Source organism: Pantoea sp. AS142, from assembly GCF_037152305.1.
Taxonomy (GTDB): domain Bacteria; phylum Pseudomonadota; class Gammaproteobacteria; order Enterobacterales; family Enterobacteriaceae; genus Pantoea.
Genome location: NZ_JBBCMO010000012.1, coordinates 70,850 through 94,688 on the forward strand (window position 1 = coordinate 70,850; position 23,839 = coordinate 94,688).

A 23,839-nucleotide genomic window follows, 5' to 3' on the forward strand; every position below is an offset into this window, starting at 1 on the left:
GCGCTGATGTTCAGCGCCCAACCGGAAAACTGCCATGTTTCACCTGATTTTCAGCTTACCCAGCTGGTATGTTATCGCGCGCGTCATTATTCCCTTGTCCCTGCCACTGGCTATAAAAATCCTGCTCTCAGCACTGGCGCTGCTGGCCTCACAGTATCTGCTGGTAAGCCGGTTCACCTCGGGTGGGATCTTCTCCGCTGAAATGCCCCGCATCATCATCATTCTATTTAACTGGGCATACAGCACCGTGCTGCTGCTGGCACTGCTTCAGATGCTGATGGATGCGATCATGCTGCTCGCCCTGCTGTTACGTCATCCGCTGGAACTGGTTCCCGGTGTTCGCTATCTGACCGTGGTGCTGGCGATGGCGCTGGCTGCCTTTGGGGTACAGCAGGCAATACGGGTGCCGCCAGTCAAAGAGGTGACGCTGATGCTGCCTAACCTGCCAGTTGAGTTCCAGGGCTATCAGCTCCTGCAGCTGACCGACCTGCACATCACCCGATTGTTCAACGCTGCCTGGACCGCCGCAATGGTCGAACGGGCAATGGCTCTCAAAGCCGACCTGATTGTGGTCACAGGCGATGTGATCGATGGCAGTCTGGCGCATCGACGGCATGACGTTGCGCCGTTGCGCGGGCTTGCCGCACCCGACGGAGTATGGGCCATCACCGGCAACCACGAATATTTCTTCCACCAGGCGATCTGGACGGCACATCTGGCCTCACTGGGGCTGCAACCTCTGCTCAACAGCCATACCGTTATCCAGCGTGGAACAGCAAAACTGGTGATTGCAGGCCTGCCGGACGCCTCTGCACCCGGCAGAAACGCGACCGGCCCGAACCTGACCCACGCGCTGGAACAGGCGCCTGAAAACGCACCCGTGATTCTACTGGATCACCAGCCACGCAATGCACGCCAGAACGCAGCGCAAGGCGTGGATGTGCAGCTCTCTGGCCACACGCATGGCGGCCTGATTATCGGGCTGGACCGGCTGTTTGCTAAACCCAACGCCGGGTTTGTTTCCGGGCTTTATCAGGTCGGCGGGATGCAGCTCTATGTGAATAACGGTACTGCGCTGTGGCCAGGCATGGCGGTCAGGCTGGGCCGTCCCTCGGAACTGACGCGGATTACCCTGTGTCGCCAGCCGTAATCGTGTGACGAAACAGCATCAGGAAAGTGCGGTTTTCGCAGGTGTGCATAAGCTTGTGTGAGACAAAGGAGATCACCATGACGATGTTATGTACGGCCTGCGGTACCGCTTATCCCACTCAGCCCCCTCATCAGCATTGTAAAATCTGTGATGATGAACGTCAGTACGTTCCGGCAGCGGGTCAGCGCTGGATCGCATTTGATGCGTTGCGCGCCAGTCATGCCAATAAGTGGACGGCCCACAGCGATGCACTGTTAAGCCTTAAAACTGTGCCTGAATTTGCAATCAACCAGCGCGCATTTCTGCTGCGTACGCCGCACGGCAACGTACTGTGGGATTGCATTGCCAATCTAGATGACGCTACATACACGCTGATCGCGGCACTCGGCGGCATTGATGCTATCGCGATTTCGCATCCGCATTACTACACCACCATGCAGGCGTGGGCTGAGGCGTTTAGTGCACCCATCCATCTGCATGCCCGGGATCGGCAATGGATTGTGCGGGAGAGTCCGCATATCCAGCTATGGCAGGGAGAGTCAATGACGCTGATGCCCTCTGTGATGCTGTTACGGCTGGGAGGCCATTTTCCGGGTGGCAGCGTGCTGCACTGGGACGAGGGCGAAGGAGTCATTCTGGCGGGGGATATTATTCAGGTCACGCCGGGGGCGCATGGCGTATCGTTTATGTGGAGCTACCCGAACATGCTGCCGCTGTCAGCCGCCACGGTAGGCGACATTCTGCATCGGCTCTCCGGCATAAAGTTTGGACAGCTTCATGGCGCGTTTGAAGGTCAGGATATCTATCAGCAGGCAAAAGAGACAGTCATGCGGTCGGGAGAGAAATATCTCGCCTGTCTTCAGGATCATCAGGCGTAGTGGACGATCAACGCGGAGAAGAGAACAGCCGCCCACAGGTGGCGGCTGTTTTAACGTCATTATGTGGTCTGGAACACCGCAACCATGGTACGTAACTGTCCTGCACGCGAGGCCAGCTCCTCAGCAGAGGTGGCAGACTCTTCGACCAGTACGGCGTTCTGCTGCGTGACCTGATCCATCTGGTTCACCGCAATGTTGACCTGCGAAATACCACTGCTCTGCTCCTCGGATGAAGAAGAGATATCGCGCATAAGCTGCGAGGTCTGCTCAATGGCGCTGACGCTCTGTTTTACCTTGTCACCAGCGTTTTGCGCCATCGCGATCCCTTCCTGGGCATGATTCACCGACTGTTCAATCAGACTCTTAATCTCTTTAGCGGCACTGGCTGAGCGCTGTGCCAGTGCCCGCACTTCTGACGCGACAACCGCAAAGCCTTTGCCCTGCTCACCGGCACGTGCTGCTTCTACCGCTGCATTCAGCGCCAGAATGTTGGTCTGGAAGGCGATGCTATCAATGACCGAAGTAATCTCTTCAATCTGGCCCGAGCTGCCACGGATTTTATGCATGGTTTGCATTACCGAATCCATCGCCGCACCGCTTAACAGGGCCGCCTGCGTGGCCGACTCCGCGCGGACAGAGGCAAAGCGCGTGTTATCCGCATTCTGCTGAATGATTGCCGCCAGTTGCTCCATGCTGGCCGCCGTCTCAGCCAGCGAAGCTGCCTGCTGTTCGGTGCGCGACGAGAGGTCACCATTGCCACGGGCAATCTCTTCCGAGGAGTTGGCGATGGTAGCCGCATTACCTTTGATATCGGAAACCAGCTGGGCAAGACGCTGCTGCATCCGCATCAACGCACTCAGCAGCTCAGCCATCTCATTACTGCCGGAAATGGTCAGCTGTGCCGTCAGATCACCGGCTGCCACACGACTGGCAACTTCAACCGCCTCTTTAACCGGACGGGTAACAGAACGAGTGATCATGGCTGCCAGTAAGATTGACAGCAGCGCAATCGCCAGCAGGCCAGCCAGCAGCAGATACTGTGCCTGACGACGCTCATCGATTTGTGATTGCAATAGCGCCTGCAGGCGGCCGCTACTCTGGTTGCCAAGCCCGACGTAGCGGTTAATCGCCTCGGTAAAGACTCTGACATATTCCACCGGCGAAATGGTGATCTGTCCCGTTACGATGGCACCTTCAGCCAGCTGCAATGCACTCAGCACCTGCTGTTTCGCATTCAGCGTCAGATCACCAAAGGTGCTCTTGAGATCGGGTTCAATAGTAAACACCTTATCCATATTACTGCTGAACTGCGACAGTGCTATTTTGCCATTATCAATCTGAAATGCCAGACGGCTGCGATCGGCATCAGATACTTTACCGCTGGCAATCAGCGAAGCGCCGTTTCCGCGAATCTGGCCCAGCGTTTCAGTGAGCAGCGGCAACCGGCCAAAAATGCTGACGATCAGTTGATAGGTATTTAAATCGGCATCCAGTGACAGTTGGTAAAAATCCAGCACATCCTGATTGGTGTCCAGCACAACCTGAATCAGATGAGTATGCTGTGTCAGGCTGCTCGCCAGTGTCAGTCGCCCGCCATTCAGATCCTCCTGTAACTGACGCCACTCCTGATTGACCTGCTCAAGCCGCTTTAATGGCTGCGCCTGCTCATCGCTTTGACGCAAATCGGCAGTAATGCTCTCAGACAAACTATTAATCTGTGTCACCAACGCCATCCGCGGCGGGTTATCCGGTTTGTTCTGACCAATCGCGATTGCGCTTTCAGCCCGATGACGCTGTAGCAGGTTCAGTAGCTGAAGAACTTTTTTCTCAACCGGAATACCGGTGAGTTCAACTTTCTTTGTGTCAATAAGCTGGTTACCGGTCTGGATAAACAGAAAGGTAGGTAAAATAAACAGCACCAGCGCAAAGGATCCCAGTAACAGGAACTTCGCTGGCAAATTAATCCGGTCGAGTATTTTTTTCATTCTTTTCCGCTCTGATGTATGAGGCGTGCTGGTGATTTAATGCACAAAAAAGTTGTGTAATTTTATTATTTTCACGATTTTTTCATTTATGCCCGAAGGCTGATTTCATTCAACACTCAGCCGCCAGAAGGCAATGAATCTCACATGGTTAAATATATAGCCAGATCACAACACCCGAGAGTATAGATTGCGAATGGTTATTTTACAGTGAATAAATAGACGATAATTATTGCAGAATAAATCTAAGGCAAATTATAAAATAACCTTATAAATTAGAAAGATAAAATTAAAATACCGCTTAAAAAAATAAAGTCGTTAGCCAGACTTCAGCATCACTGCTTTGAAAAAAATAAATTAAAGTAAAACCTGTCGCAGCCGATAACCGACATTCTGGTTTTATCTGAATAGACTACCATTACGTTCATCGCCCTGCTTTTAAATTTCGCACTAATCAAAACCCCCTAATAAAATAACGCTAAATAGTTATATCCGTGTCAGCGCATAAATGAAATCGTTTTCATTTCGATTAAAAAAATCACCGCTCTGAGATGAAGAGTAATAATAAGCAAAAAAAAGCCTCTACTGCGTAGAGGCTTTTCAGACCGGGGTTAACGTTTAAAAGCTTTCCCAGTTTGCTTTGTTCAGATCAACACTCTGCCGCTCAGACTGGGGGGTTTTCAATGCCGGACGAAACGCTGCAGCAGGCTGCTGTGCCGACAGGTGGGTTGCGTTTTCAACAGTAAAGGTTGCCACCAGTGCCGACAGCGTTCCGGCCTGCTCCTGCAGCGACTTAGAGGCGGATGAAGCTTCTTCCACCAACGAGGCGTTTTGCTGCGTCACTTCATCCATTTGCCCAATCGCCTGATGAACCTGCTCAATGCCTTTGCTCTGCTCAGAAGTGGCTGCCGCAATTTCATTGACCAGATCGGCCACCTGCTGAATCGCCTGACGGACATTCTCACTGTTTGATCCTACGCCGCTTGCCTGCTCTAAACCATGTTCCACCTGTGAAACCGACGTTGAGATTAGATCTTTGATTTCGCGCGCGGCAGACGAGGATCGCTGCGCCAGATTACGCACTTCAGAGGCGACAACGGCGAAGCCACGACCATGTTCGCCCGCACGTGCTGCTTCGACTGCTGCGTTAAGTGCCAGAATATTCGTCTGAAACGCAATGCCCTCAATCAGCCCAGTGATTTCAGAGATTTTGGCAGAACTGCCACGGATCTCATCCATGGTGCTAAGCATCTGCTTCACTGCCGTGCCATTCTGGATCGACATGTGGTTGGCGTTATTCGCCAGGCTACTGGCCTGATGCGCACCTTCTGAGTTCTGACGTACCGTTTCGCTCAGCGTTGCCATGCTGGCAGATGTCTGCTCCAGTGACGCCGCCTGTTCTTCAGTGCGCGCAGAGAGATCTTCGTTGCCCGCGGCAATCTGCGTTGCGCCGGTACTGACCGATTGTGCGGCGTGACTGACCGAGAGCAGCGTGTCAGAAACTCGCGCCAGCAACTGGTTAAACGCCATCGCCGTTTTGCCGATCTCATCCTTACTGGTGACTTCCGCGGTATGGGTCAGGTCGAGGGTATGACTCACCTGCGTCATAGTATTGACCATACCAGTGAGGTTCTTTTTGATCCCGAGGATAACCTTGACCGAGAAGGCTGCCAGTAACAGAATCACCAGTAACGATCCGCCCGACATGGCCCAAAGTGTCTGAGAGTAAACGCGCTTGTTCTCAACCCTGAGTTGTTCACCAATAGCGATATTTAGCTGAATCTGACGGGTAAAATCTGCTTCCATTTTACGGTTTGCGGCTCCGATTCCGTTTTCACCCTGCAGAAGCGGGAGCGATACCAAATCATTTTGCGCGCGCGATGCAGCAAGAAAAGCCGGTAGTGCATTACGAACGGCATCCAGATTTTTATAGGCCTGCTCGGTCATCGCCTTGTCTTCATCACTGGATATGTCATTCGCCATATAATAATCATCTAGCGACTTAATCTGCTGAAGCAGATTCTCAATACGCTCTTCCTCAGCCGGCAGTTTCGAGGCATCGGTGATGCTCTGATGACGATATAAAGCAACACCCAGTTGGTTGGTGGCACTGATCGATTTATTAAGATCGCGAATGCTGGGAATCGCGTTCGCCTGTACATATTCGAAACGGGCTTGAAAACCCGAAATGACTGATAAAGAGATAATCACCAGCGCAATCAGCGACATTGCAAGCAGTGAGAAAATCAATACCAGACGCTGTGTAATAGTCATAAACGCCTCAGGGAAGAAAATTATTTTGAAAAATTTTTTAAAGCTGGATCGTTCTTATCGGCGACAGCACGCGGGCCTTTAATCAATAACGGGAAATATATTTTTTTCTTTTTCCTTGCGCCTAACACAGCGTGAACTATGCAAAATAAGAGTCTGCATTTATTTAATTTTATTTTGATACATCTTTTTACATCCTTTCATCATCTAACAATCTGGCCTCCTGCACGCTGGATGTTCTTCAGTGACGTATGGTCAGAATTTACCGTTGGTAGTGATTCATTGAAATCTGATGATTAGCCCGCTAATTCAACAGTGGTGCTGACGATAATCGATTAAGCAAAGTACATTCAGATACAGGATGATGTTGCAGCGAAATCAACAGCAGCAGGGTTTATGATCACAGTAAAGCAGCATGCCCCCTATTCGACAAAATACCAGAATGGCGGCTTGTCATCAGAATCTCTGATAAGACGGTGGAGAGCTGTCCGCCGGATCATGCGTCCCTGCCTGAAATTTTAGCCATTTGCGGCAGGGCCAGATTAAATCAGTGAGATCACTGGCGGAATGCTGAATCTGGTCTATGCTCACTGGCCCGACCAGGCTTTCGTCTGTTGGATCGCAATAACGCTTAAAATAAAAAAAGGTAGTCATCATGGATTTAACCACATTTGAAACCAGAACCGGTCTTTGGCCACACATGCAGTTTACAGATGTTGAATATGAAGTGTGCAGCGCTGGCGTTGAGATCTATGCTATTGATGTTAGTCGCCAGACCAAGAGTAAGCTGTTTATCTGTCGTGTCGCAAACGAACAGCAGGCGGCATCGCTGACTGCACAGTTCAAAGAGTGGTTGCCAAAGTTAAAGCTTAAAAAACGCAAAGTCGCACTAAATCTGGCGCGCATGGCGTGCGAAAAGAGCTATCCCGCGAATCCTAAATTTCAAGATCGATCTGACATGCGTCGAAACACGTCCAGGTTCTGATGCCTGCTTCAGCCTGAACCTATGACAAGGGGCAGGCTGTTCTGCTCTGCGGCTCCGTAGCACGTTTTAATCGCGTACAGCAGGAACCTGGAACACGCGGCAATCCCCGGGTTCCAGCGAGATATCTTTGAAAGTCGTGATATGCATTTCTATCCAGGTGTTCGCGGCCCGAAGTGTGTGCGGTGAGTTGCGTTGTTCCAGTTGTGCCACAAAATCCCTTGTACTCACCGTGCACTGACCTGTGCCATCCCGCCTCATCGCCTCTCTGAATGCTGTCCAGACCTCATCATCCTTTGACATGTTATTAACCTCACAACGGCGCCTGATTCAAAAAACTGTATGTATAAACAGTATAAGCATTCCCTTAAGGGGTCAAGTCTGCTCTTTTAACCTCGTTCAGGTTGCTGCGCGACACCTGAATCCCGGCCACTTTTAATAGAACCTGCAGGCAAAGCGGGACTTTAATCCTAATCTTAGAAATCGTTTTCATATCTGATTAAGCTACTGATTAAAAACATGATTACATATTGTTAGTATTTTAATTGTTTGATATCTAACTAAAAAAATCGTTAATCATAGCGGCATCAGCATCGGTTTTGCCCTATCTTTAAATGGCTCTGTAACGAAATCCACTTCTGTTACAAAGTGATCTGACTCCTACCCTTGCCCCCTTTTACAGGGGGCACTTTTTCAGATAACTCAGATGTCGACACCTGCTTGTCTCTGCAGACAGCCCATATTCAGGCGTTTCGGGCAAATCTGTTGATGAAATGAAAGGAGGCGTATCTGGAATAGTCATGGATTTTTAATCCTGATATGTCATTAGCTGAGCTGACGTTACTAAGGTGTCCAAAACAGCTGCTTGACGATCAAGACAATTCTTAAAATATCAGAGAAGAAAATTTTTACCTGCTTAAAAAGCCCACCAGCATAAACAGGGTAAAGAGAAAAAAAACGTGTTAAAACCAGGCACGACAGATTGACCGGAGCCTTATAAGGGATGCCGTAACGTTATAATAATGCATTCTATCCGCTGTTCGCCCCCGCTATGCCGGGAACTTTCCGTTCCCCTTCATTTTTTCGCCAGAATATGGTCGCAAAGCGAGCTGTTGTGCTGATTCTTAAATCATAAGGTATCGTCTGGACCCATAGCCAGATTAATGCCGCAAGCACAAAGCCATATTGACCGCAGTTGTGCCCTTTACCATCAATATTTGTATGGTATGTTAAATTGGTAACTTCCTGTCATGTGAGTCTACTTATGCTCTCCACTCTAATTTACCGTAGCCAGCTTGCGGAGTCTGTCTCACCAGAGAGATTGAAGGCGCTGGTGGAGCGCGCCAGTATCAGGAATACCGAGGTTGAAGTCACCGGGATCCTGCTCTATGACGGGCAGCACTTTTTTCAGGTGCTGGAAGGTAACGTTAACAACGTTCACACGGTTTTTCAGCGTATTAGTCAGGATGAACGGCACTTTAACGTGATTGAACTGATGTGGGATTATGCCCCTGCACGTCGGTTCGGCCATACCGGTATGGCCTTATTTGATTTGCGTGACTATGAGAAGCACAGCGTGGTGGATGCTCTGCTTAAACGGGTCACTCTGAACGATGAAAGGATTCGACCTGATCGGGTAGTAAAGTTCCTGCGCTCATTCGTCGAGGGACGGGATAAAGAGACGTTTATCCGGATTGACCCTGCCAGCCAGTGGACGCTGAACCCCCCCCTCCCCTCCACGACTCAGCCATCCTGGCAACCGGCACCGGAGCAGCGCTGCGAATTTGCGCTACAGCCTATTGTGGATCCATCAAATCGTCGGATCGTTTCTTGTGAAGCACTGATACGCGGCAAGTGCGGTGCATCACCCGCCGAGTATTTTTCACAGCTGCATGAAACTGAGCGCTATCAGGCCGATCTGCACTCTAAAACCTACGCTTTCCAGCTTGCCAGCCATCTGGGACTGCAGGAGCAGACGCTCTCCGTCAACCTGCTGCCCATGTCGCTGGTGGTGATAGACGATGCCGTTGAACATCTCATCCAGCAGATAAGACAGCAGGGTTTACGGCCGGAGCAGGTGGTGGTTGAAGTGACCGAAGACGAGATCATCTCGCGCTTTGACGCATTTCAGTTCGCTGTACAGCAACTGAAAGCAGCCGGAATCAGTCTGGCGCTAGACGATTTTGGTGCCGGTTTCGCAGGCCTGTCGCTGTTAGCCGATTTCCAGCCCGACAAAGTTAAAATTGATCGTAAGCTAATCACCGATATCCACCGCAGCGGCCCGCGTCAGGCGATTGTAAGAGCCATCCTTAAATGCTGCCAGGCGCTGGAAATTACGGTCATTGCCGAAGGCGTTGAAAAAATTGAAGAGTGGCTCTGGCTGGAAGGTGCCGGGGTACACTATTTCCAGGGCTTTCTGTTTGCGCGCCCTGCCCTTAACGCCTTGCCTGCAGTGAGCTGGCCAGCCCGACGCCCGGCATAATGACAGCCGAGATTATCCTTTTTCTGCCTCCCCTTTTGCTCATAGTTTGATGCGGCTCACACCGCTTCGCTGCAAAAAGCAAAAGCTGTGCCATGCTTGATCCATCTGACAGCCATCAGGCAAAACAGATATTCATCAGGTCCCTGGATAATAATCGGAAATGGGAGATTCACCATGAACGAAGATCGCATTGGCGGTAACTGGAAGCAGTTCAAAGGTAAGGTCAAGGAAAAATGGGGCGATCTCACGGATGATGATATGACCGTTGTAGAAGGGAAACGTGATCAGCTGGTCGGTAAAATTCAGGAACGCTATGGCTACGAGAAAGATCGTGCCGAAAAAGAAGTGAAAGAGTGGGAAGATTCCAATAAGTACCACTGGTAACCTCTTCTTTACCGCCGGGTGTCTCTGCGCCCGGCACCTGCCCTGCCTCCTCCCTGTTTAGTCATCTCTATCTGCTGACATCTTAGTTCCTGATGCGGAGAGAGATTATGGAAATGATTGTTTCTTTATTTATCCCCGGCGCGCATACTGCGTCAATCTTCCCTGATCGTGGGGTCTCAAAGCCGTCCGGATATTATCTATGCCTCAGCACTCTACTGACACCGTATGTGGTCTCGTCGGTGTTCTTCCTGAAACCCTGCGCCGCTGGCGTCGTGCCGGACTGATAACGCCGCCTGGTCCTGCTGGCTACTCAGATAGTCAGCTCACGCGCGCGCTCTATGTACGTGAAATGACCTCTGGAGGCCATACGCTGTTTGACATCCATGCGGTACTGAACTGGCCCCACGTGGCGCTCCCTGGCGGCTGGGCCTGCCGGGAGGAGGATATGTTACAACTGCTGTCGAATAATCCGGACGCAGATGTCGATCGCGAACTGGAAATCATGAATACCGATTACTGTGCCGATGATTATGTTAATCGCTACCTGCGACCGCTCAACCTCTGGCTGCGCACTGACCTCAGCGAAGGTGCGGCTCTGCGTCAGCAGCGCTTTCATACTGCGGTTGTCGCACAATGGAAGCGCCTGGCGCTGGCCGCCCGACGACGCAGCACCGTACCGCTGTTTCTTGAAGCTGTCAGCGTCACGGATGAAACAGAGATCTGGATGGAAGCAATACGGCTTAATGGTCAGGGTTTTCGGGTTGAAGTTGCTGCCATTGCGTCAGGCGTTCCCGCCGTGGCGAACCAGCGCTTTGAGCATCATCTGATGTGGTGTGGTGATGGTATCAGTGAATCGATGAAAACCGCATTTCTCTCCAGTCTTGAGGCGGGAGAACCGATCATGCTGACCGGAACGAATACTGGCTTACCGTCGCAAATCAGCCTTATAACTGCCAACGCCTGACCCCGCTTGACCTTCTTCCCTGCCAGTCATGAAAAAAGCGGTAACAGCCTGATTCGTTTCCGCCCTGTTCAAATGACTGATGTTCAAGAGTGCGCAGAACACCGATTGCAATTAGGGTTCCGCGTGGTTTCCCGCTCTCCAGTATTTAGCTCACTCTCTCGTTTATGCTCTTTCCAGCCGGATGCGCCGACGGTTAGCGCATAGCGATTATCCTCAACCCGCTGCAGAACGTAAGCAGGTACGGATGGTACCGACCTGTCGCCAGTAAGCTGGCTGAACAATTTATCGATACGATTAAAGCGGTGTGAAAGAACAGAATCAGCCAGCAAAAGGAAACAGAAAATTGTTGTACTGACCTGGTGATAATCGCCTGCACAGGCTTATCCAACAATTCATCTGACCAGTGTCATTGTTCCGATCATCCCCATAAATAGAGGTCAGTCTTCAGGTTAGAAAATAGAATTTTTTGCTAAAACAAACAGCTGGTTACTACAGGAAATACATTCCAGGGTATTAACTCAGCCGCTATTTTTTGATCTGTGGCGCAAGAACGAAATGAGGATGACAGCCAGCCAGTAATAACAGCAGCTCATATTCACCCTGACTTAATAATGTCGGGTTACCTGCAGCTTCTTTGGTTTGCCAGACTCGCAGGCTAAGGTCAAAACGCTCAGCGGCACTCTGCTGTGAGAGCCCGGCGGCAAGACGAAGTTCACGCACGTTACTCTGAACAATCACAGGCGACTGGGGGGGACGATTAACCAAAGAAACACTCCTTTAACATGATGAAAACGCAAAAGCACAGAGCTTCGCGATCAATAAAAGCGCAACGCTCTGAAAGCGGCCAGGGCCAAAAGACCAGAGAATAATTGACTATTTTAAATAAATGTCAAATTCCAGGCTTAGAAATCGTACATATTTTTTTAATAAGCGAAGCGGCATATTTCGTCCTGACGGCAACTTTTCTATTTCCTTAGAGTGCTTTATTCCGCCTGCCAGGAATTATCCTGATATTTGCCTTAAGGACCATTCAGGGATTAATCCGCTACCTCAATGCCTATTTATTCATCAGGATAGATGCTTAGCCTGAGGCTCCTGTTCAGGCGCATCATTCTAACCAGAGGAGGATAATTAATGAAAAATCCTATCCAGCGTCGCTCGCCCGACGATCTGTCGCATGTGGAAATTCGTGAACAGTGGCAGATCACCTACTGGACCCAGGAACTGAGGACGACACAGGAAAGGCTGACCCGCGCAATCCGTGAGCGAGGGCCGCTAACCGAAGAGGTACGTGACTGGCTGGAGCAAAACCCGCCGCCACGTCGTCCGATACAGTCTCCAGACAGCATCAAAGGTTAAGTTGATGGCTGACTCTGGCGCTGGGTTACGGCCAGTCTTACGGTGGATTGACCTGAATCAGCCGGGGCGCGCTGACAGGTCATATCTGCCGCCCTGCGCCCTCCCCCTATTTCCCTTATTTTTTAGTCAGTTACGATTAGCGACCCTGCCTCTGATAGCAGACCTGTTTCACAGCAAAATTCTCTTAGAAACACGCTTTATTCATCCCGAATACTTATTCATTTCCTGACATAAAATAAACATTATCAATACTGAAAACCCTCTCCTGCATATATAAAATGAACACATAAAGATAATCAGACGGTTCTTCGATTAAATTTTCGAATCGTAAACCTCCCTTTAATGCGTTAAAGAAAATATTAAGAGACACCCGCTGCATACTCCCTTATCATCCGGGTGAAAATAAAAAATCAAGCCATATTTCCTGTCGCCCGAAACACATTTCGCTCCGGACAGTTTCCTTTTTTCGCTCCGTAATCAGCCGGTGCGGGGGTTCTACACACATGCTAAACAATTTAGACGGCGACAACGAACGCCGAAGCCGTGCCTTACAGGCGCTGCGTGACCCTGATGAAAGTCGCGATGAGGTTCTCCGGAAGTTTGTCCGGTTAGCCAGTCAGGCTCTGGGTATTCCGGGCAGTTTTATATCGGTGCTGGATGATGAGTTTCAGACCGTCCGGGCGTCACACAATTTTGATCTGCAACGCTCAACGCGTGCGGACTCGCTCTGCCGCCATGTGGTTGACAGCGACAGTGCCGTGATCGTCCCTGATACTTATCACGATGCGCGTTTTGTCACACATCCCCTGATCACCGGCTCACCCTTTATTCGCTTTTATGTCGGTGTGCCACTGAAAACCCGCGACGGCATTATTCTGGGAACGCTTTGTGTTACCGATACCGAGCCGCATGCGTTTGCCAGTGATCAGGTGACGACATTAACGCTGCTCTCCACATTGATCATGTCCTTTCTTGAAGCCTGGCACTCGGCGGGTTTTACCGATCCGGTGACCGGGCTGCCTAACCGTCAGCGCCTGATACGTGATTTGCAGTATCTGGCGGTGGCCGGCGATACCACTCCACGCCGTCTGGTCTTAATTGATTGCATCGATATGTCACGTGCTTACGAACTGGCCCGTACCATGGGAATGAGCCCGGTTGAGAGCCTGCTGAAGGATATGGCTACCCTGCTACCACTGCGCCTGCGTCCGGCGGTTGGGGAGATGATCTATACCGTGGCCACGGGCCGGTTTGCCATCCTCACCCGGGCGGATAGCCGACTGAGTGCAGCCTGGGTTGCCGGTCGTCTGGAAGGTATCAGTGCGGACATGGATGAGGGGCTGTCGGTCGCGCTGACTCCCCATACCGGTGAAGCGGCTTTTGTTGCTGGCAGCATGCCAGCGTCTGAAGTGTTACGCCGTGCGGTCAGCGCGCTGCATGAAGCAGTCGGGCGCGGGTTACCCTCTCAGCGCTTCGACGCAGAGACTGAAACACAGCGTTCAGAAGATTTCCTGCTGATGACCGATCTTAAAACAGCATTACGTGAGAACGTCGGGCTTTATGTGGTCTATCAGCCGAAAATTTGCCTGCAAAGTGGTAAACCGATGGGTCTGGAAGCGCTTATCCGCTGGCAACATCCCAGCCGGGGTGAACTTTCTCCGGGTGCCTTCATCCCGCTGGCTGAGCAGACCGATCTGCTCTCTGTGCTGACCGCCTGGATTATCGATAAGGCGGTTGAACGCCTCAGCCGGTTGCGCAATAGCTGCATCCAGTTGCCGTTAACGATAAACGTCAGCGTTCGCGACTTTGCGCGCGAGGGATTCGCTTCAGCGCTGGAAAGTAAGATGGTTAAATCTAAGCTTCGGACCTCTCTGCTGGGAATCGAATGCCTGGAGACCGAACGTATCCTCGAAAGTCCGACAGCCCTGCGCGGGCTGGAAATGCTCAGAGAGCGAGGGTTCACTATTTCACTCGATGATTTCGGCTCCGGCTACAACAATATCAGTTATCTGCGGCGTATGCCGCTTGATGTGATTAAGCTGGATCGCTCCCTGATTAGTGAGCTTTCCTCTGATACTGCTTCACGCATTATTGCCCGCAGCATCATCGCCATGCTCAAAGAGCTGGACTATACCGTGGTGGCAGAAGGGGTTGAGTGTCAGGATGCCGTGACATCTCTGACAGAGTATGGCTGCGATCAGGCTCAGGGCTATTTCTATTCCAAGCCGTTGAACGAAGAAGCATTAGATCATTGGCTTCACTGGAAACTGCGCAGCGAATGTCATTAACAAGCTAAGGATGCTGGCGCATCCGATAAATTCATCGGCGTACGCGTTGATAATCGTACTTATGTCTCAGCTTAGCTGATCGAATAACTTTTATCGCTTTACAACGATGAGGCTGTCATTACGGCGGCGTTTTTAGGCAGCAAGCATAAGTTCGTTTGCTGAGATTCGGCATATTTATTACCGTTACGGTTGTCGAAACCGGATCCCGGCAATTTACCGCTTCGCTTACTGCCACCTGCGGTTGTGCAGTCTGTGCGACGGTGAATAAGGAAAGATGAAACATTTTTTGAACAATGTTAGCGTGTCAGCAACAATCATATAAATCGGAGCTGCACATGCTGACTACCATAATTTATCGCAGCCATATTTCAGATGACTTTCCCATCAGAACCCTGCCAGAAATGGTCAATAACGCCAGTAAAATAAATACGGCTCACGACGTGACCGGCATCTTATTATTTAACGGCACCCATTTTTTTCAATTACTTGAGGGGCCGGAGGCGGGCATTCAGACGGTCTATCAGCGAATCTGTGCGGATAGGCGACATCATAATGTAGTGGAACTGATGCGTGATTATGCACCTTACCGCCGCTTTGGTAATGCGGGTATGACACTCTTTGACCTGCGTGAACACGATCGCTCATCACTGCTGCAGGCGGTGCTGGATAAAGGGACATCAAAATATCGCCTCACCTATGATGATCGTGCGCTGCAATTTCTGCGCACGTTTGTAGAGTCCCGTGAGAAAGAGAATTACTACGAGGTTCTGCCGCCAGGTTACTGGGAATTTATTTCTGAACACAATGATGTGCCGGATTCACGTCCGGAGACAGAAGGCGTCAGCTTCCGCCCGGTGGTGGATCCACTGGCTCGTCAGGTTACAGCGATTGAGGCGACCACTCTGCGACCTGCTCTGTCTGGCGAGTCCCCTGGCAATGAGCTTTATGTGAGCGATCTTGAAACAGTGAAAAGGACGTTTGCACACGCCGGGCTGATCTGCCCGGACGGTATGACGCTCTACGTTAGCCTGCTCCCTATGACACTGGTGGTTATACCTGATGCCGTCGACCACATTGTTACCGCCATTCAGCAGGCAGGTCTGGTGCCAGAGCAGGTTGTTATCGGCGTGAGTGAAACCGCAGTGTTCTCGCAACTGGAAGCCTTTTCTGAAGCCGTACGTGCGCTAAAATCGGTTGGAATCAGCCTGTCGATCGACAATTTTGGTGACGGCTCCGCTGGATTATCATTGCTGACTCACATCCAGCCTGACCGGATTCGTATTGATGCCGGTATCACCCGCGACGTCCATCGCAGTGGGCCAAAGCAGGCGGTGATTCAGGCAATTATCAAATGCTGTTCAGCACTGGAAATTACCATCATCGCCGCGGGAATTGTACAGGCAGAAGAGTGGATGTGGCTGGAAGCTGCAGGTGTGATCAATTTCCAGGGCACGCTGTTCGCAGCTGCCGGCCGTTATGAAGCACACTCCGTCGCCTGGCCTGAATACCGGGAGGCGATGTAACGCGCTCTGTTCGAACGCAGATAAAGCGGTACGCCAGAGTGCGGCCGCTTTCTTCACAGATGCTTTACGGAGTCATTTCAGGGCTCCAGTGGCCCCCTCCATCCAACCCCCCTCGCCCGCCATCCCCATCCAACCTGTTCTGGTTACACAGAGTATGGCTAAGCTCTTTCTGGTAACCACTGTAGCGAGTAAAGTTACCTGTTAACTCATTTAGAGAGCAACTCAGGGGGGGGCAGATCCCTGGTTTTTAGTGTCAAACGTCCCCATATATCCACTGTAGCGAGTAAAGTGCCATTATTTATGGTTTTCGGAAACCACTGTAGCGAGTAGCGGAATAGTTAAATAGGGCATCAAGCCTTCTCTCTCAATGCGCTGAAGCGCATCCCTACTGTAATCAGGCATTCAGACCACGGTTCCCTCTGCCATAACCACTGTAGCGAGTAAAGTATCTGAGCCCCTTCTCAACAATGAACGCTGCCCCTTGATTGTATAAACCGCTTCATATAGGGCCTTGCAGATACACTCTGTAGAATGAAATGAAGTGCCATAGCTAAAACCCTGAAGCAAAGTACATCGCTAAACGGCTGTAGCGAGTAACAGCCTATCGGCATGTTCATTTTTCCCGTTAACGATAACGCCTTTACTGTCATGGGATAAAATGATAGCAAGTACTCACTTAATTAAGGATGACCACCGTAGAGATCACAGGCCCGAGCCAATAACAACCACTATGGCGAGTAAGCTCTACCTTTCCGCTCCCAATTAACGACCACTGTAGCGAGAATATTTCTTTCCTGAAGGTTGATAGCTGATCATTAACTGACCGCTTTAGCCATAAAATAACCTGATAACCACTGTAGCGTGTGCTGCTTTACGCTGGGTGGAAGAAAAGGAGACGATTAACCGCGCTTCTGAACGAGATAACCACTATAGCGAGTAAAGTAAAAACACCGATTTTCCTGCAGCCTCCGCGGAAGGACTTTACGCTAACGCACTTTCAGTGCCCGGATTAGGTGAGATAACCACTATAGCGAGTGAAGCCAGGATCTCTTTCTATCATTTACGTTTTCAAAGACAGGCTTTCAGGCAGAGACTAACCACTATAGAGAGTAAATACCGCACCGGTCTCTGTTCTTGCCTCGGCCAAATGGGGAAAGATTACTATTACGATCAATCGTATTCAGACAGGACTTTCGCACATTCCTGAAAGGCGGTAACCACTATAGTGAGAAGTGTTACTCGCTATAGTGGTTACCGCCTTTCAGCCCGGATAGCCCGGTAAAAGGGTGAAAGCGGAGGAGTGCGTTTGTGGAAAGCATCTCACTGCTTCTTCTGCTTCCTGATTTTGTTCAGTAACTCTTTTTCCTCACGCGAAACCATCACCAGCTCACTGCTCTCCTCTTCAATCAGCGGTTCAGGCAGGCTGACGTCAATGACGCTGGAATCGATATCAAGATCGTCAAACTCATCCAGCTCATCATCGATCAGGCCTGATTTACTGAGCGGCAGTTCGGCAGGGCGCAGCTTAGGATGGCGGTAATGGACCCAGAAGTAGACAGATGAGCCGCGACGGGTTTCGGTGTAGTCCAGATAGCCAATCTCTTTTAATTGCTCCATGGCCTTTCTGACGGTGGCATTCTGGGTGATCACACGCGATGTCAGGTTAAGTCTTGCACGCAGACGAGCCATAGATATCGGTGCAGGCTTCGGCGGAAGGCTTTCGATGAAGGTGTAGAGTGCCTGAGCGGACTCTTTGCGTGCCAGCTCATTAATGGCTTTAAGCTGCAGTAGCACCTTTCTGTCGAACTGATACAACTCAAAGATCTTAGGATCGGCCTGCAGCGTTACCGTGTCCTTCTTAATGCTGTATTTAGCAGACTGCACCAGATGCGTAGTGTAGTTCTCTCCCCCCTTGCTGGTAAACGTCAGGGTATTGGAGGCAATACGGGTCAGTGAAGCATCCAGACGGCTCCTGAGCTTCGAGGAGAGCCGTACAGAGGGTATCCCACACAGTTTTGCAAATTCTACAAAAGAGAGCGTTACAGTGTCTCCCAGACACTCATGCGTCGCAAATGCACGAATGATCCCTACCCAGGTTTTAAAATCATTATCCATATCCAGACGGGCACCCAGAATCTTAATGTTGTCATAGCCTTCAGACCTGACCAGAGATAACTGTTTAAGATCCTGCGTCACATCCATGGCATTCATCTGGTTTTTCTGACTGCGCGCTGTGGATTTAAGCGTCGGAACAAATAAGCCGAGTCGCATCAACGCCACCGGCTGCACGGTGTTGTTACTGTTGGGCGTAAGAGTAACAACTTCACCTGTACGTTTGTCTGTTTCGCTAAATGCATCAGCTATGTTCATGATATCTGGTTCTTTTCTTTGCATTAGGAAGATCCGTGATGTGAACAGGCGAAAGCCGCTTTTACTCGATACAGTGGATACTAACACTCGCTACAGCGGTTAATCTACTTACCACAGTGGTTATTTCTCTCGATACAGTGGTTACTTTACTCGCTACAGTGGTTACTGATCATCCCCTAAGCCAGTCATATCAGGGCCTGAGACTGTGGAGGGATCTCTTTGGAACTTATATAGATCTTATGAGGATCTGTTATTAGATCTATTCAGTGGATAACTTGATAAAACGGAGCCAATTAACGGCCTTACCCTCCCCCTTCATCGCCCTGCTTCATGGCATACAGTCAGTAAATTTTCAATAACTGAGCCTCATCAAGGTTATGCACACGATAAAAGGGTCTTTACTCGCTACAGTGGTTATTGACTACTCGCCAGCGCGGTTAAATTTCTCGCTATAGTGGTTGTTATGCTTCCTATAGTGGTTATTTTTCTCGCTACAGTGGTTATCAACCCCCTTTCACACCTTGTGTCGCAAGGCTTCAGGCACTGCTGGGATCTGTTAGGGATCTCAGTTTGATCTATTGAGGATCGACCAATTGGATCTGGCCTGTGAATAACGTGGATAAAAAAAAACATGAGAAAATGGCAGAGTTACAAATGTTACTGGTTTTAGAAACCTGCCCTGAAGTTGTGTTTGCCGGGACAGGACTGATATCGCGCCTGATCATCTCCTCTGGCGTTAACGTCTGTTGCAGGTGCTGATGTGTTCAACGATCGTAATAGAGAGGCATCTCGCCACCACTGCTGTAATGCCGCAGTTTTATGCAAACACCGGCGGACGTTTTAAATAACGACCATACTGGGCCTTCAGATAACACCGCCAAAAACACTCATCGTGAATATGCTCCCGCCCCGGCAGACGGCCGGGGTTTTTCATCTCATAGCGGTGACGCAACAGCAGGATGACGACTCCTCGCCAGATTTCTAGCCATCGCCTTTTTTAAAGAACAGTGCACGCCAGATGCGATGTTTAATGTCGGGCCCGCCGCGGCTGACCGAGACATGAACATACGGATGCTGATTGAGCTGACGGCCATAAATGTGCGGAACGCAGACAATGTTGACCTTGATACCCTGTTTGCGAGCAGGCGAAGTATCGCTCGGGTGGCGGCCCGGAGCAGCGCGTTGAGCAGCGGCCAGTTGTCGTTGAATAACGGTAAAAGCAGATGGGCATAGTCAGGATGATGTGCTGCCAGTCGCTGTCGGCCGTGATGTGCTGCTATTCGGTAATCCACGGTTCAGTAGCTTGCATACCGCATGAGCTGCAGGCTTTTGACTTGCAGCTCTGGCAGAAGAAGCGGGAGGGGGTACAGTCCGGCGAGGCGCAGCAGTAGCGGCGAACGCTCATGGCGCAGGCGCTGAAAGCGAGCATGCGCTCGATGCAGAGAAGGGTCCAGGAGCTGACGCTGTCACCGAAATTTTCGGGGAACAGGTTCCAGCCATTATTAACGGTGAAGAACAGTTTAGCGGGGCGTAGAGGATGCATATCCCCTGATTATTGGCCTGATATTAAACATCCCATAAACGAAAGGGTAAAATTAATCTTTTAAGTCGGTGTTAAATGTTTTTTATGGCGCGTAATTACCTGTTTCTGTTTTATTTGATTTGCTGCAAAAAAAATAATTACTCATTGAATATTAATGTTTTGTTATTTATTAATAAGCAATATAGATCGGCGCGAACGATCAATGCGCGCACATTGATCGTTTTGGTTAATTAAATTAAGCCAAAGGATCATTTTTGTCGATCACTCATCTTCTCCGTATAATCTCGTTACTTTCATGAATTAATCATCTCCGGCCTTGGGTGGTGCAATATGCCTACGGCTGTCTGTTGCCGTGCCTGCCCGGCGAGTATCCGATTAATTCATTCGTGTTTTTGGTACCGGGATAACAAAAATGAAAGGTTCACCCTCTTTGCATCCGACCGCGGACGCGACTATTACACCAGGGCTGCGCTGTCTAATCTGGCTCAACATCGCCGTACAGGTGGCCGTTGCCCTGGTCATGGCCTTCACTCCAGCGATGGCCATGACCACGGAACAGCATTTTTTGCAGCAACCTGCGCCACTGTCCGCGCAGCACACGCAGACCTACACTCTGGGTCCCGGTGAGACCGCCGCTTCTGTTGCAAAAAAATACCACCTGACCCTGGATCAGCTGCGCAAGCTCAATCAGTGGCGCACATTCGCACGCGGCCTGAACGGCCTGCAGGTCGGGAATGACGTTGATGTGCCGCTGATGACGGCAAAGGAGAATAAAATCGCGTCAGTGACCACCCTTCCCGACAGGTCGGTTTCCGCTGAAGAGGACGATGAGAAGGCGCAGAAGGTGGCCGGGTATGCCTCACAGACCGGCAGTTTCCTGGCCAGCAGCGCCAGTAGCTATACTGCCGCCTCCATGGCCCGCGGCATGGCTACTGGTGCTGCTGGCGGTGAAATCCAGCAGTGGCTGAGCCGTTTTGGCACCGCCCGCGTGCAGCTGGATGCGGATAAAAACTTATCCCTTAAGAACTCGCAATTCGACCTGCTGATACCCCTGTATGACCTGAGTGATGAGCTGGTCTACACCCACGATAGCCTGCACCGCACCGGTGGCCGGACCCAAACCAGCCTCGGCGCCGGGTGGCGCCACTTCACCCCCGCATATATGCTGGGCGGGAACCTGTTCGGGGATTACGACCTGTCCCGGGATCACGCACGTATGGGCGCCGGGGTGGAATACTGGCGTGATTTCCTGAAGCTGGGCGCCAACGGTTACCTGCGCCTGACGGGCTGGAAGGATTCCCCGGACCAGGCCGACTACCAGGAACGCCCGGCCAACGGCTGGGATATCCGGGCGCAGGTCTGGGTGCCATCCCTGCCGCAGCTGGGCGGCAAGCTGATGTTTGAGCAGTACTATGGCAAAGAGGTCGCCCTGTTTGGGGTGGACAACCGCCAGAAAAACCCGCACGCCATCACGGCCGGAATTAACTATACGCCGGTGCCGATGATTATCCTGGGGGCGGAGCAGCATCAGGGCCAGTCTGGGAAAAGCGACAGACGGCTGACGGTGGACATGAATTACCAGCTCGGGGTGCCGTGGCGTGCCCAGGTGGACCCGAAGGCGGTGGCAGCGATGCGCAGACTGGCTGGCAGCCGGTATGACCTGGTGGAGCGCAACAACAACATCGTGCTGGAGTATCGCAAGAAAGAGATCATCCGGCTGCACACGGCAGATCGGGTGATGGGGCGCCCCGGGGAGCAGAAGTCCCTGGGCGTCTCCGTGACCAGTACGTACGGGCTGTCCCGCATCGACTGGGACGCCTCCACCCTGACTGCGGCAGGCGGTAAAATCGCACAGAATGGCGCAGATTACGCGGTGGTGCTCCCGGTGTACCAGTCTTCGGCGCAGGGTGTGAACACCTACGCCGTCAGCGGCGTGGCGGTGGACACGAAAGGCAACCGCTCTGACCGGAGTGACACCCAGGTGATAGTGCTGGCCCCGGAGGTGAATAAACAGACCTCCACCTTCACGCCGGTGAGCAGCGTGCTGCCGGCGGACGGGAAGAGTACGCAGGAGCTGACGCTGACGCTGAAAGATGAAAATAATCAGGTGGTGGACCTCGATATAAAAGACATCAGCCTGAAAAACAGCGCGCTAAAAAGCGCCACGCTCTCGGCGCTGACCCGAAAATCCGCCGGGGTTTACACCGTGACCGTGACGGCCGGCACGGATAATGAGACGGTGACGTTAACGCCGTCGGTGAGTGGCATCACGCTCTCTCCGGCCGGATTGACCATCAGCGGCACAGTGCCGGATGCGGGACAGTCTGTATTTACGGCGACCCCGGAGACGATTGCGGCCGACAATGTGGCGACCTCCGTGCTGACGCTGGTTGAGAAGGACGCGCAGGGGAATGCCCTGACCGGGCTTACGGACAGCCTGACGTTCACGGTGAAGGACAGCAGCGGTAAGACACCGGCCAACGGTATCATCACGATAAGTACGATCACGGAAAGCAGCACAAAAGGCACGTACACGGGAACCCTGAAGGGGGCTACTGCGGGCAAATACACCATCGTACCGGAATACAACAGTACGGCCATGGGAAGCCTGAGCGCGACGGTGACCCTGACGGACACCGCACCGGATGAGAAGACCTCCACCATTAAAACCGACACCACCACCTATGTCTCAGGCGACGACATCGCTATCACGGTGACCCTGAAGGACAAAAGCGGCTCGGCGCTGACGGGCGACGCGGGACTGCTGAGCACGTCAACGGTGACGGTGCCGAACGCCCGCCTTAAAACGGGCAGCAGCTGGAAAGACAATAATGACGGGACGTACACAGTGACCTACACGGCTAAGACGGTCAGCACGGACAACCAGGCTTCGCTGAAGCTGAGTGGGTGGGATACTGCCGCGCAGTCTGGGAAGTATGCCGTTACGCTGCGAGATGAGGCCCCCGCCTACATCGATACTCAGGTCAACACTCACATTTTTGCCCAAACCAGCGAAGAGGGGACATTCCCGACCACCGGCTTTACTGGTGCAACGTTTACTATTGTGCCGAAGGACAGCAAGAAGGCGACTGACTACAGCTGGTCATCAGACGCCAGCAGCTGGGTCTCAGTGACAGACGGGGTGGTTAAGTTCACTGGTACAGGCACAGGTAATAAGGTGACCATTACGGGTACGCCGACAAGTGGTCAGGGGAACATCATCAGGTACAGTTTCACTCTTAAAGACTGGTACATAAGTAACGGTGAAACCCAGTTGCGCTGGCCCGACGCAAATACGTTTTGTACATCGCAGTCAGCCTACAGTCTGCCTGCTGCTGCGCAGCTGACCCAGCTGAACGATTCCGTCGCTACGCGGGTCCGCGCCCCGGGCGCGCTGTGGAACGAGTGGGGTGACATAACCGCTTATTCAGCGTTTTCCACGGGCTCAGTCGTCTGGTCGAAAGAACATATCAGCACCGGCAAATACGAGGCCATCGATCTCCAGATGGGCTTCGCGTACACACTGACTTACCGTTATTCGCACAGCGTGGTGTGTCGACAGGGTCTTTAGCATTCAGACTTTTTTTTAATTATTGCTTTTATTCTTCCCCGCATTCACGCGAGATGGCTGAGGCGAATGAATGATGGAGATAAAGAAGAGGC

15 protein-coding genes and 1 pseudogene are annotated in these 23,839 nt (G+C 51.5%); 10 read left to right on the plus strand and 6 right to left on the minus strand.

Annotated elements, in window-relative coordinates:
- Positions 1–34: 34 nt before the first annotated feature.
- The gene (locus WFO64_RS19375) at positions 35–1,150 is read left to right on the plus strand and encodes a metallophosphoesterase (RefSeq protein ID WP_337013662.1); all 1,116 of its coding nucleotides are present in this window, start codon (positions 35–37) and stop codon (positions 1,148–1,150) included.
- A gap of 77 nt (positions 1,151–1,227) precedes the next feature.
- Positions 1,228–2,028, plus strand: coding sequence for an MBL fold metallo-hydrolase (locus WFO64_RS19380; RefSeq protein WP_337013663.1), 801 nt, complete (start codon positions 1,228–1,230; stop codon positions 2,026–2,028).
- Positions 2,029–2,087: 59 nt separating this feature from the next.
- Here WFO64_RS19380 and WFO64_RS19385 read toward each other — a convergent pair whose 3' ends face one another.
- Positions 2,088–4,013, minus strand: coding sequence for a methyl-accepting chemotaxis protein (locus tag WFO64_RS19385; RefSeq protein ID WP_337013664.1), 1,926 nt, complete (start codon positions 4,011–4,013; stop codon positions 2,088–2,090).
- A 615-nt stretch (positions 4,014–4,628) separates the two neighbouring features.
- Positions 4,629–6,284, minus strand: a complete 1,656-nt coding sequence (locus tag WFO64_RS19390; protein ID WP_337013665.1) for a methyl-accepting chemotaxis protein — start codon at positions 6,282–6,284, stop codon at positions 4,629–4,631.
- Positions 6,285–6,936: 652 nt separating this feature from the next.
- On the opposite strand from WFO64_RS19390, the gene WFO64_RS19395 reads away from it, so the two are divergent.
- Complete coding sequence (locus WFO64_RS19395) at positions 6,937–7,266, plus strand: hypothetical protein (protein WP_337013666.1); 330 nt, start codon at positions 6,937–6,939, stop codon at positions 7,264–7,266.
- 66 nt (positions 7,267–7,332) lie between these two features.
- Here WFO64_RS19395 and WFO64_RS19400 read toward each other — a convergent pair whose 3' ends face one another.
- The gene (locus WFO64_RS19400; RefSeq protein ID WP_337013667.1) at positions 7,333–7,566 is read right to left on the minus strand and encodes a DNA polymerase V subunit; all 234 of its coding nucleotides are present in this window, start codon (positions 7,564–7,566) and stop codon (positions 7,333–7,335) included.
- Between the two features lie 961 nt (positions 7,567–8,527).
- Between WFO64_RS19400 and WFO64_RS19405 the strand changes: the two genes are divergently transcribed.
- The 3 genes from WFO64_RS19405 (at position 8,528) to WFO64_RS19415 (ending at position 11,093) form a co-directional block, all read left to right on the plus strand.
- The gene (locus WFO64_RS19405; RefSeq protein WP_337013668.1) at positions 8,528–9,745 is read left to right on the plus strand and encodes a diguanylate phosphodiesterase; all 1,218 of its coding nucleotides are present in this window, start codon (positions 8,528–8,530) and stop codon (positions 9,743–9,745) included.
- A gap of 174 nt (positions 9,746–9,919) precedes the next feature.
- On the plus strand, positions 9,920–10,129 hold the full coding sequence (locus tag WFO64_RS19410; RefSeq protein WP_010256969.1) for a CsbD family protein: 210 nt from the start codon (positions 9,920–9,922) through the stop codon (positions 10,127–10,129).
- Between the two features lie 199 nt (positions 10,130–10,328).
- Positions 10,329–11,093, plus strand: coding sequence for a MerR family transcriptional regulator (locus WFO64_RS19415; protein ID WP_337013669.1), 765 nt, complete (start codon positions 10,329–10,331; stop codon positions 11,091–11,093).
- Positions 11,094–11,618: 525 nt separating this feature from the next.
- On the opposite strand, the gene WFO64_RS19420 is transcribed toward WFO64_RS19415, so the two are convergent.
- On the minus strand, positions 11,619–11,858 hold the full coding sequence (locus tag WFO64_RS19420) for a transcriptional regulator (protein WP_337013670.1): 240 nt from the start codon (positions 11,856–11,858) through the stop codon (positions 11,619–11,621).
- 369 nt (positions 11,859–12,227) lie between these two features.
- Between WFO64_RS19420 and WFO64_RS19425 the strand changes: the two genes are divergently transcribed.
- From WFO64_RS19425 to WFO64_RS19435, 3 genes are all read left to right on the plus strand, one after another.
- Complete coding sequence (locus WFO64_RS19425) at positions 12,228–12,452, plus strand: DUF3606 domain-containing protein (RefSeq protein ID WP_337013671.1); 225 nt, start codon at positions 12,228–12,230, stop codon at positions 12,450–12,452.
- A gap of 503 nt (positions 12,453–12,955) precedes the next feature.
- Positions 12,956–14,740 carry an EAL domain-containing protein gene (locus tag WFO64_RS19430; RefSeq protein ID WP_337013672.1) on the plus strand — a complete coding sequence of 595 codons (1,785 nt, stop codon included), beginning with the start codon at positions 12,956–12,958 and terminating at the stop codon, positions 14,738–14,740.
- A gap of 335 nt (positions 14,741–15,075) precedes the next feature.
- Positions 15,076–16,263 (plus strand): diguanylate phosphodiesterase, encoded by a 1,188-nt coding sequence (locus WFO64_RS19435; protein ID WP_337013673.1) that lies wholly within the window; start codon positions 15,076–15,078, stop codon positions 16,261–16,263.
- A gap of 1,320 nt (positions 16,264–17,583) precedes the next feature.
- Here WFO64_RS19435 and WFO64_RS19440 read toward each other — a convergent pair.
- The gene (locus WFO64_RS19440; RefSeq protein ID WP_337013674.1) at positions 17,584–18,657 is read right to left on the minus strand and encodes a RepB family plasmid replication initiator protein; all 1,074 of its coding nucleotides are present in this window, start codon (positions 18,655–18,657) and stop codon (positions 17,584–17,586) included.
- A gap of 668 nt (positions 18,658–19,325) precedes the next feature.
- A pseudogene (locus WFO64_RS22615) lies at positions 19,326–20,176 on the minus strand (transposase); the annotation flags it as partial.
- Between the two features lie 412 nt (positions 20,177–20,588).
- Between WFO64_RS22615 and WFO64_RS19455 the strand changes: the two are divergent.
- Positions 20,589–23,747 (plus strand): inverse autotransporter beta domain-containing protein, encoded by a 3,159-nt coding sequence (locus WFO64_RS19455; RefSeq protein WP_337013676.1) that lies wholly within the window; start codon positions 20,589–20,591, stop codon positions 23,745–23,747.
- The last annotated feature ends 92 nt before the right edge of the window (positions 23,748–23,839 follow it).

What these genes read in the sequence shown, in the direction of transcription:
- WFO64_RS19375 (WP_337013662.1), top strand. Translation starts at nt 35, where the DNA reads ATGTTTCACCTGATTTTCAGCTTACCCAGCTGGTATGTTATCGCGCGC.
- WFO64_RS19380 (WP_337013663.1), top strand. Translation starts at nt 1,228, where the DNA reads ATGACGATGTTATGTACGGCCTGCGGTACCGCTTATCCCACTCAGCCC.
- WFO64_RS19385 (WP_337013664.1), bottom strand. Translation starts at nt 4,013, where the DNA reads ATGAAAAAAATACTCGACCGGATTAATTTGCCAGCGAAGTTCCTGTTA.
- WFO64_RS19390 (WP_337013665.1), bottom strand. Translation starts at nt 6,284, where the DNA reads ATGACTATTACACAGCGTCTGGTATTGATTTTCTCACTGCTTGCAATG.
- WFO64_RS19395 (WP_337013666.1), top strand. Translation starts at nt 6,937, where the DNA reads ATGGATTTAACCACATTTGAAACCAGAACCGGTCTTTGGCCACACATG.
- WFO64_RS19400 (WP_337013667.1), bottom strand. Translation starts at nt 7,566, where the DNA reads ATGTCAAAGGATGATGAGGTCTGGACAGCATTCAGAGAGGCGATGAGG.
- WFO64_RS19405 (WP_337013668.1), top strand. Translation starts at nt 8,528, where the DNA reads ATGCTCTCCACTCTAATTTACCGTAGCCAGCTTGCGGAGTCTGTCTCA.
- WFO64_RS19410 (WP_010256969.1), top strand. Translation starts at nt 9,920, where the DNA reads ATGAACGAAGATCGCATTGGCGGTAACTGGAAGCAGTTCAAAGGTAAG.
- WFO64_RS19415 (WP_337013669.1), top strand. Translation starts at nt 10,329, where the DNA reads ATGCCTCAGCACTCTACTGACACCGTATGTGGTCTCGTCGGTGTTCTT.
- WFO64_RS19425 (WP_337013671.1), top strand. Translation starts at nt 12,228, where the DNA reads ATGAAAAATCCTATCCAGCGTCGCTCGCCCGACGATCTGTCGCATGTG.
- WFO64_RS19430 (WP_337013672.1), top strand. Translation starts at nt 12,956, where the DNA reads ATGCTAAACAATTTAGACGGCGACAACGAACGCCGAAGCCGTGCCTTA.
- WFO64_RS19435 (WP_337013673.1), top strand. Translation starts at nt 15,076, where the DNA reads ATGCTGACTACCATAATTTATCGCAGCCATATTTCAGATGACTTTCCC.
- WFO64_RS19440 (WP_337013674.1), bottom strand. Translation starts at nt 18,657, where the DNA reads ATGCAAAGAAAAGAACCAGATATCATGAACATAGCTGATGCATTTAGC.
- WFO64_RS19455 (WP_337013676.1), top strand. Translation starts at nt 20,589, where the DNA reads ATGAAAGGTTCACCCTCTTTGCATCCGACCGCGGACGCGACTATTACA.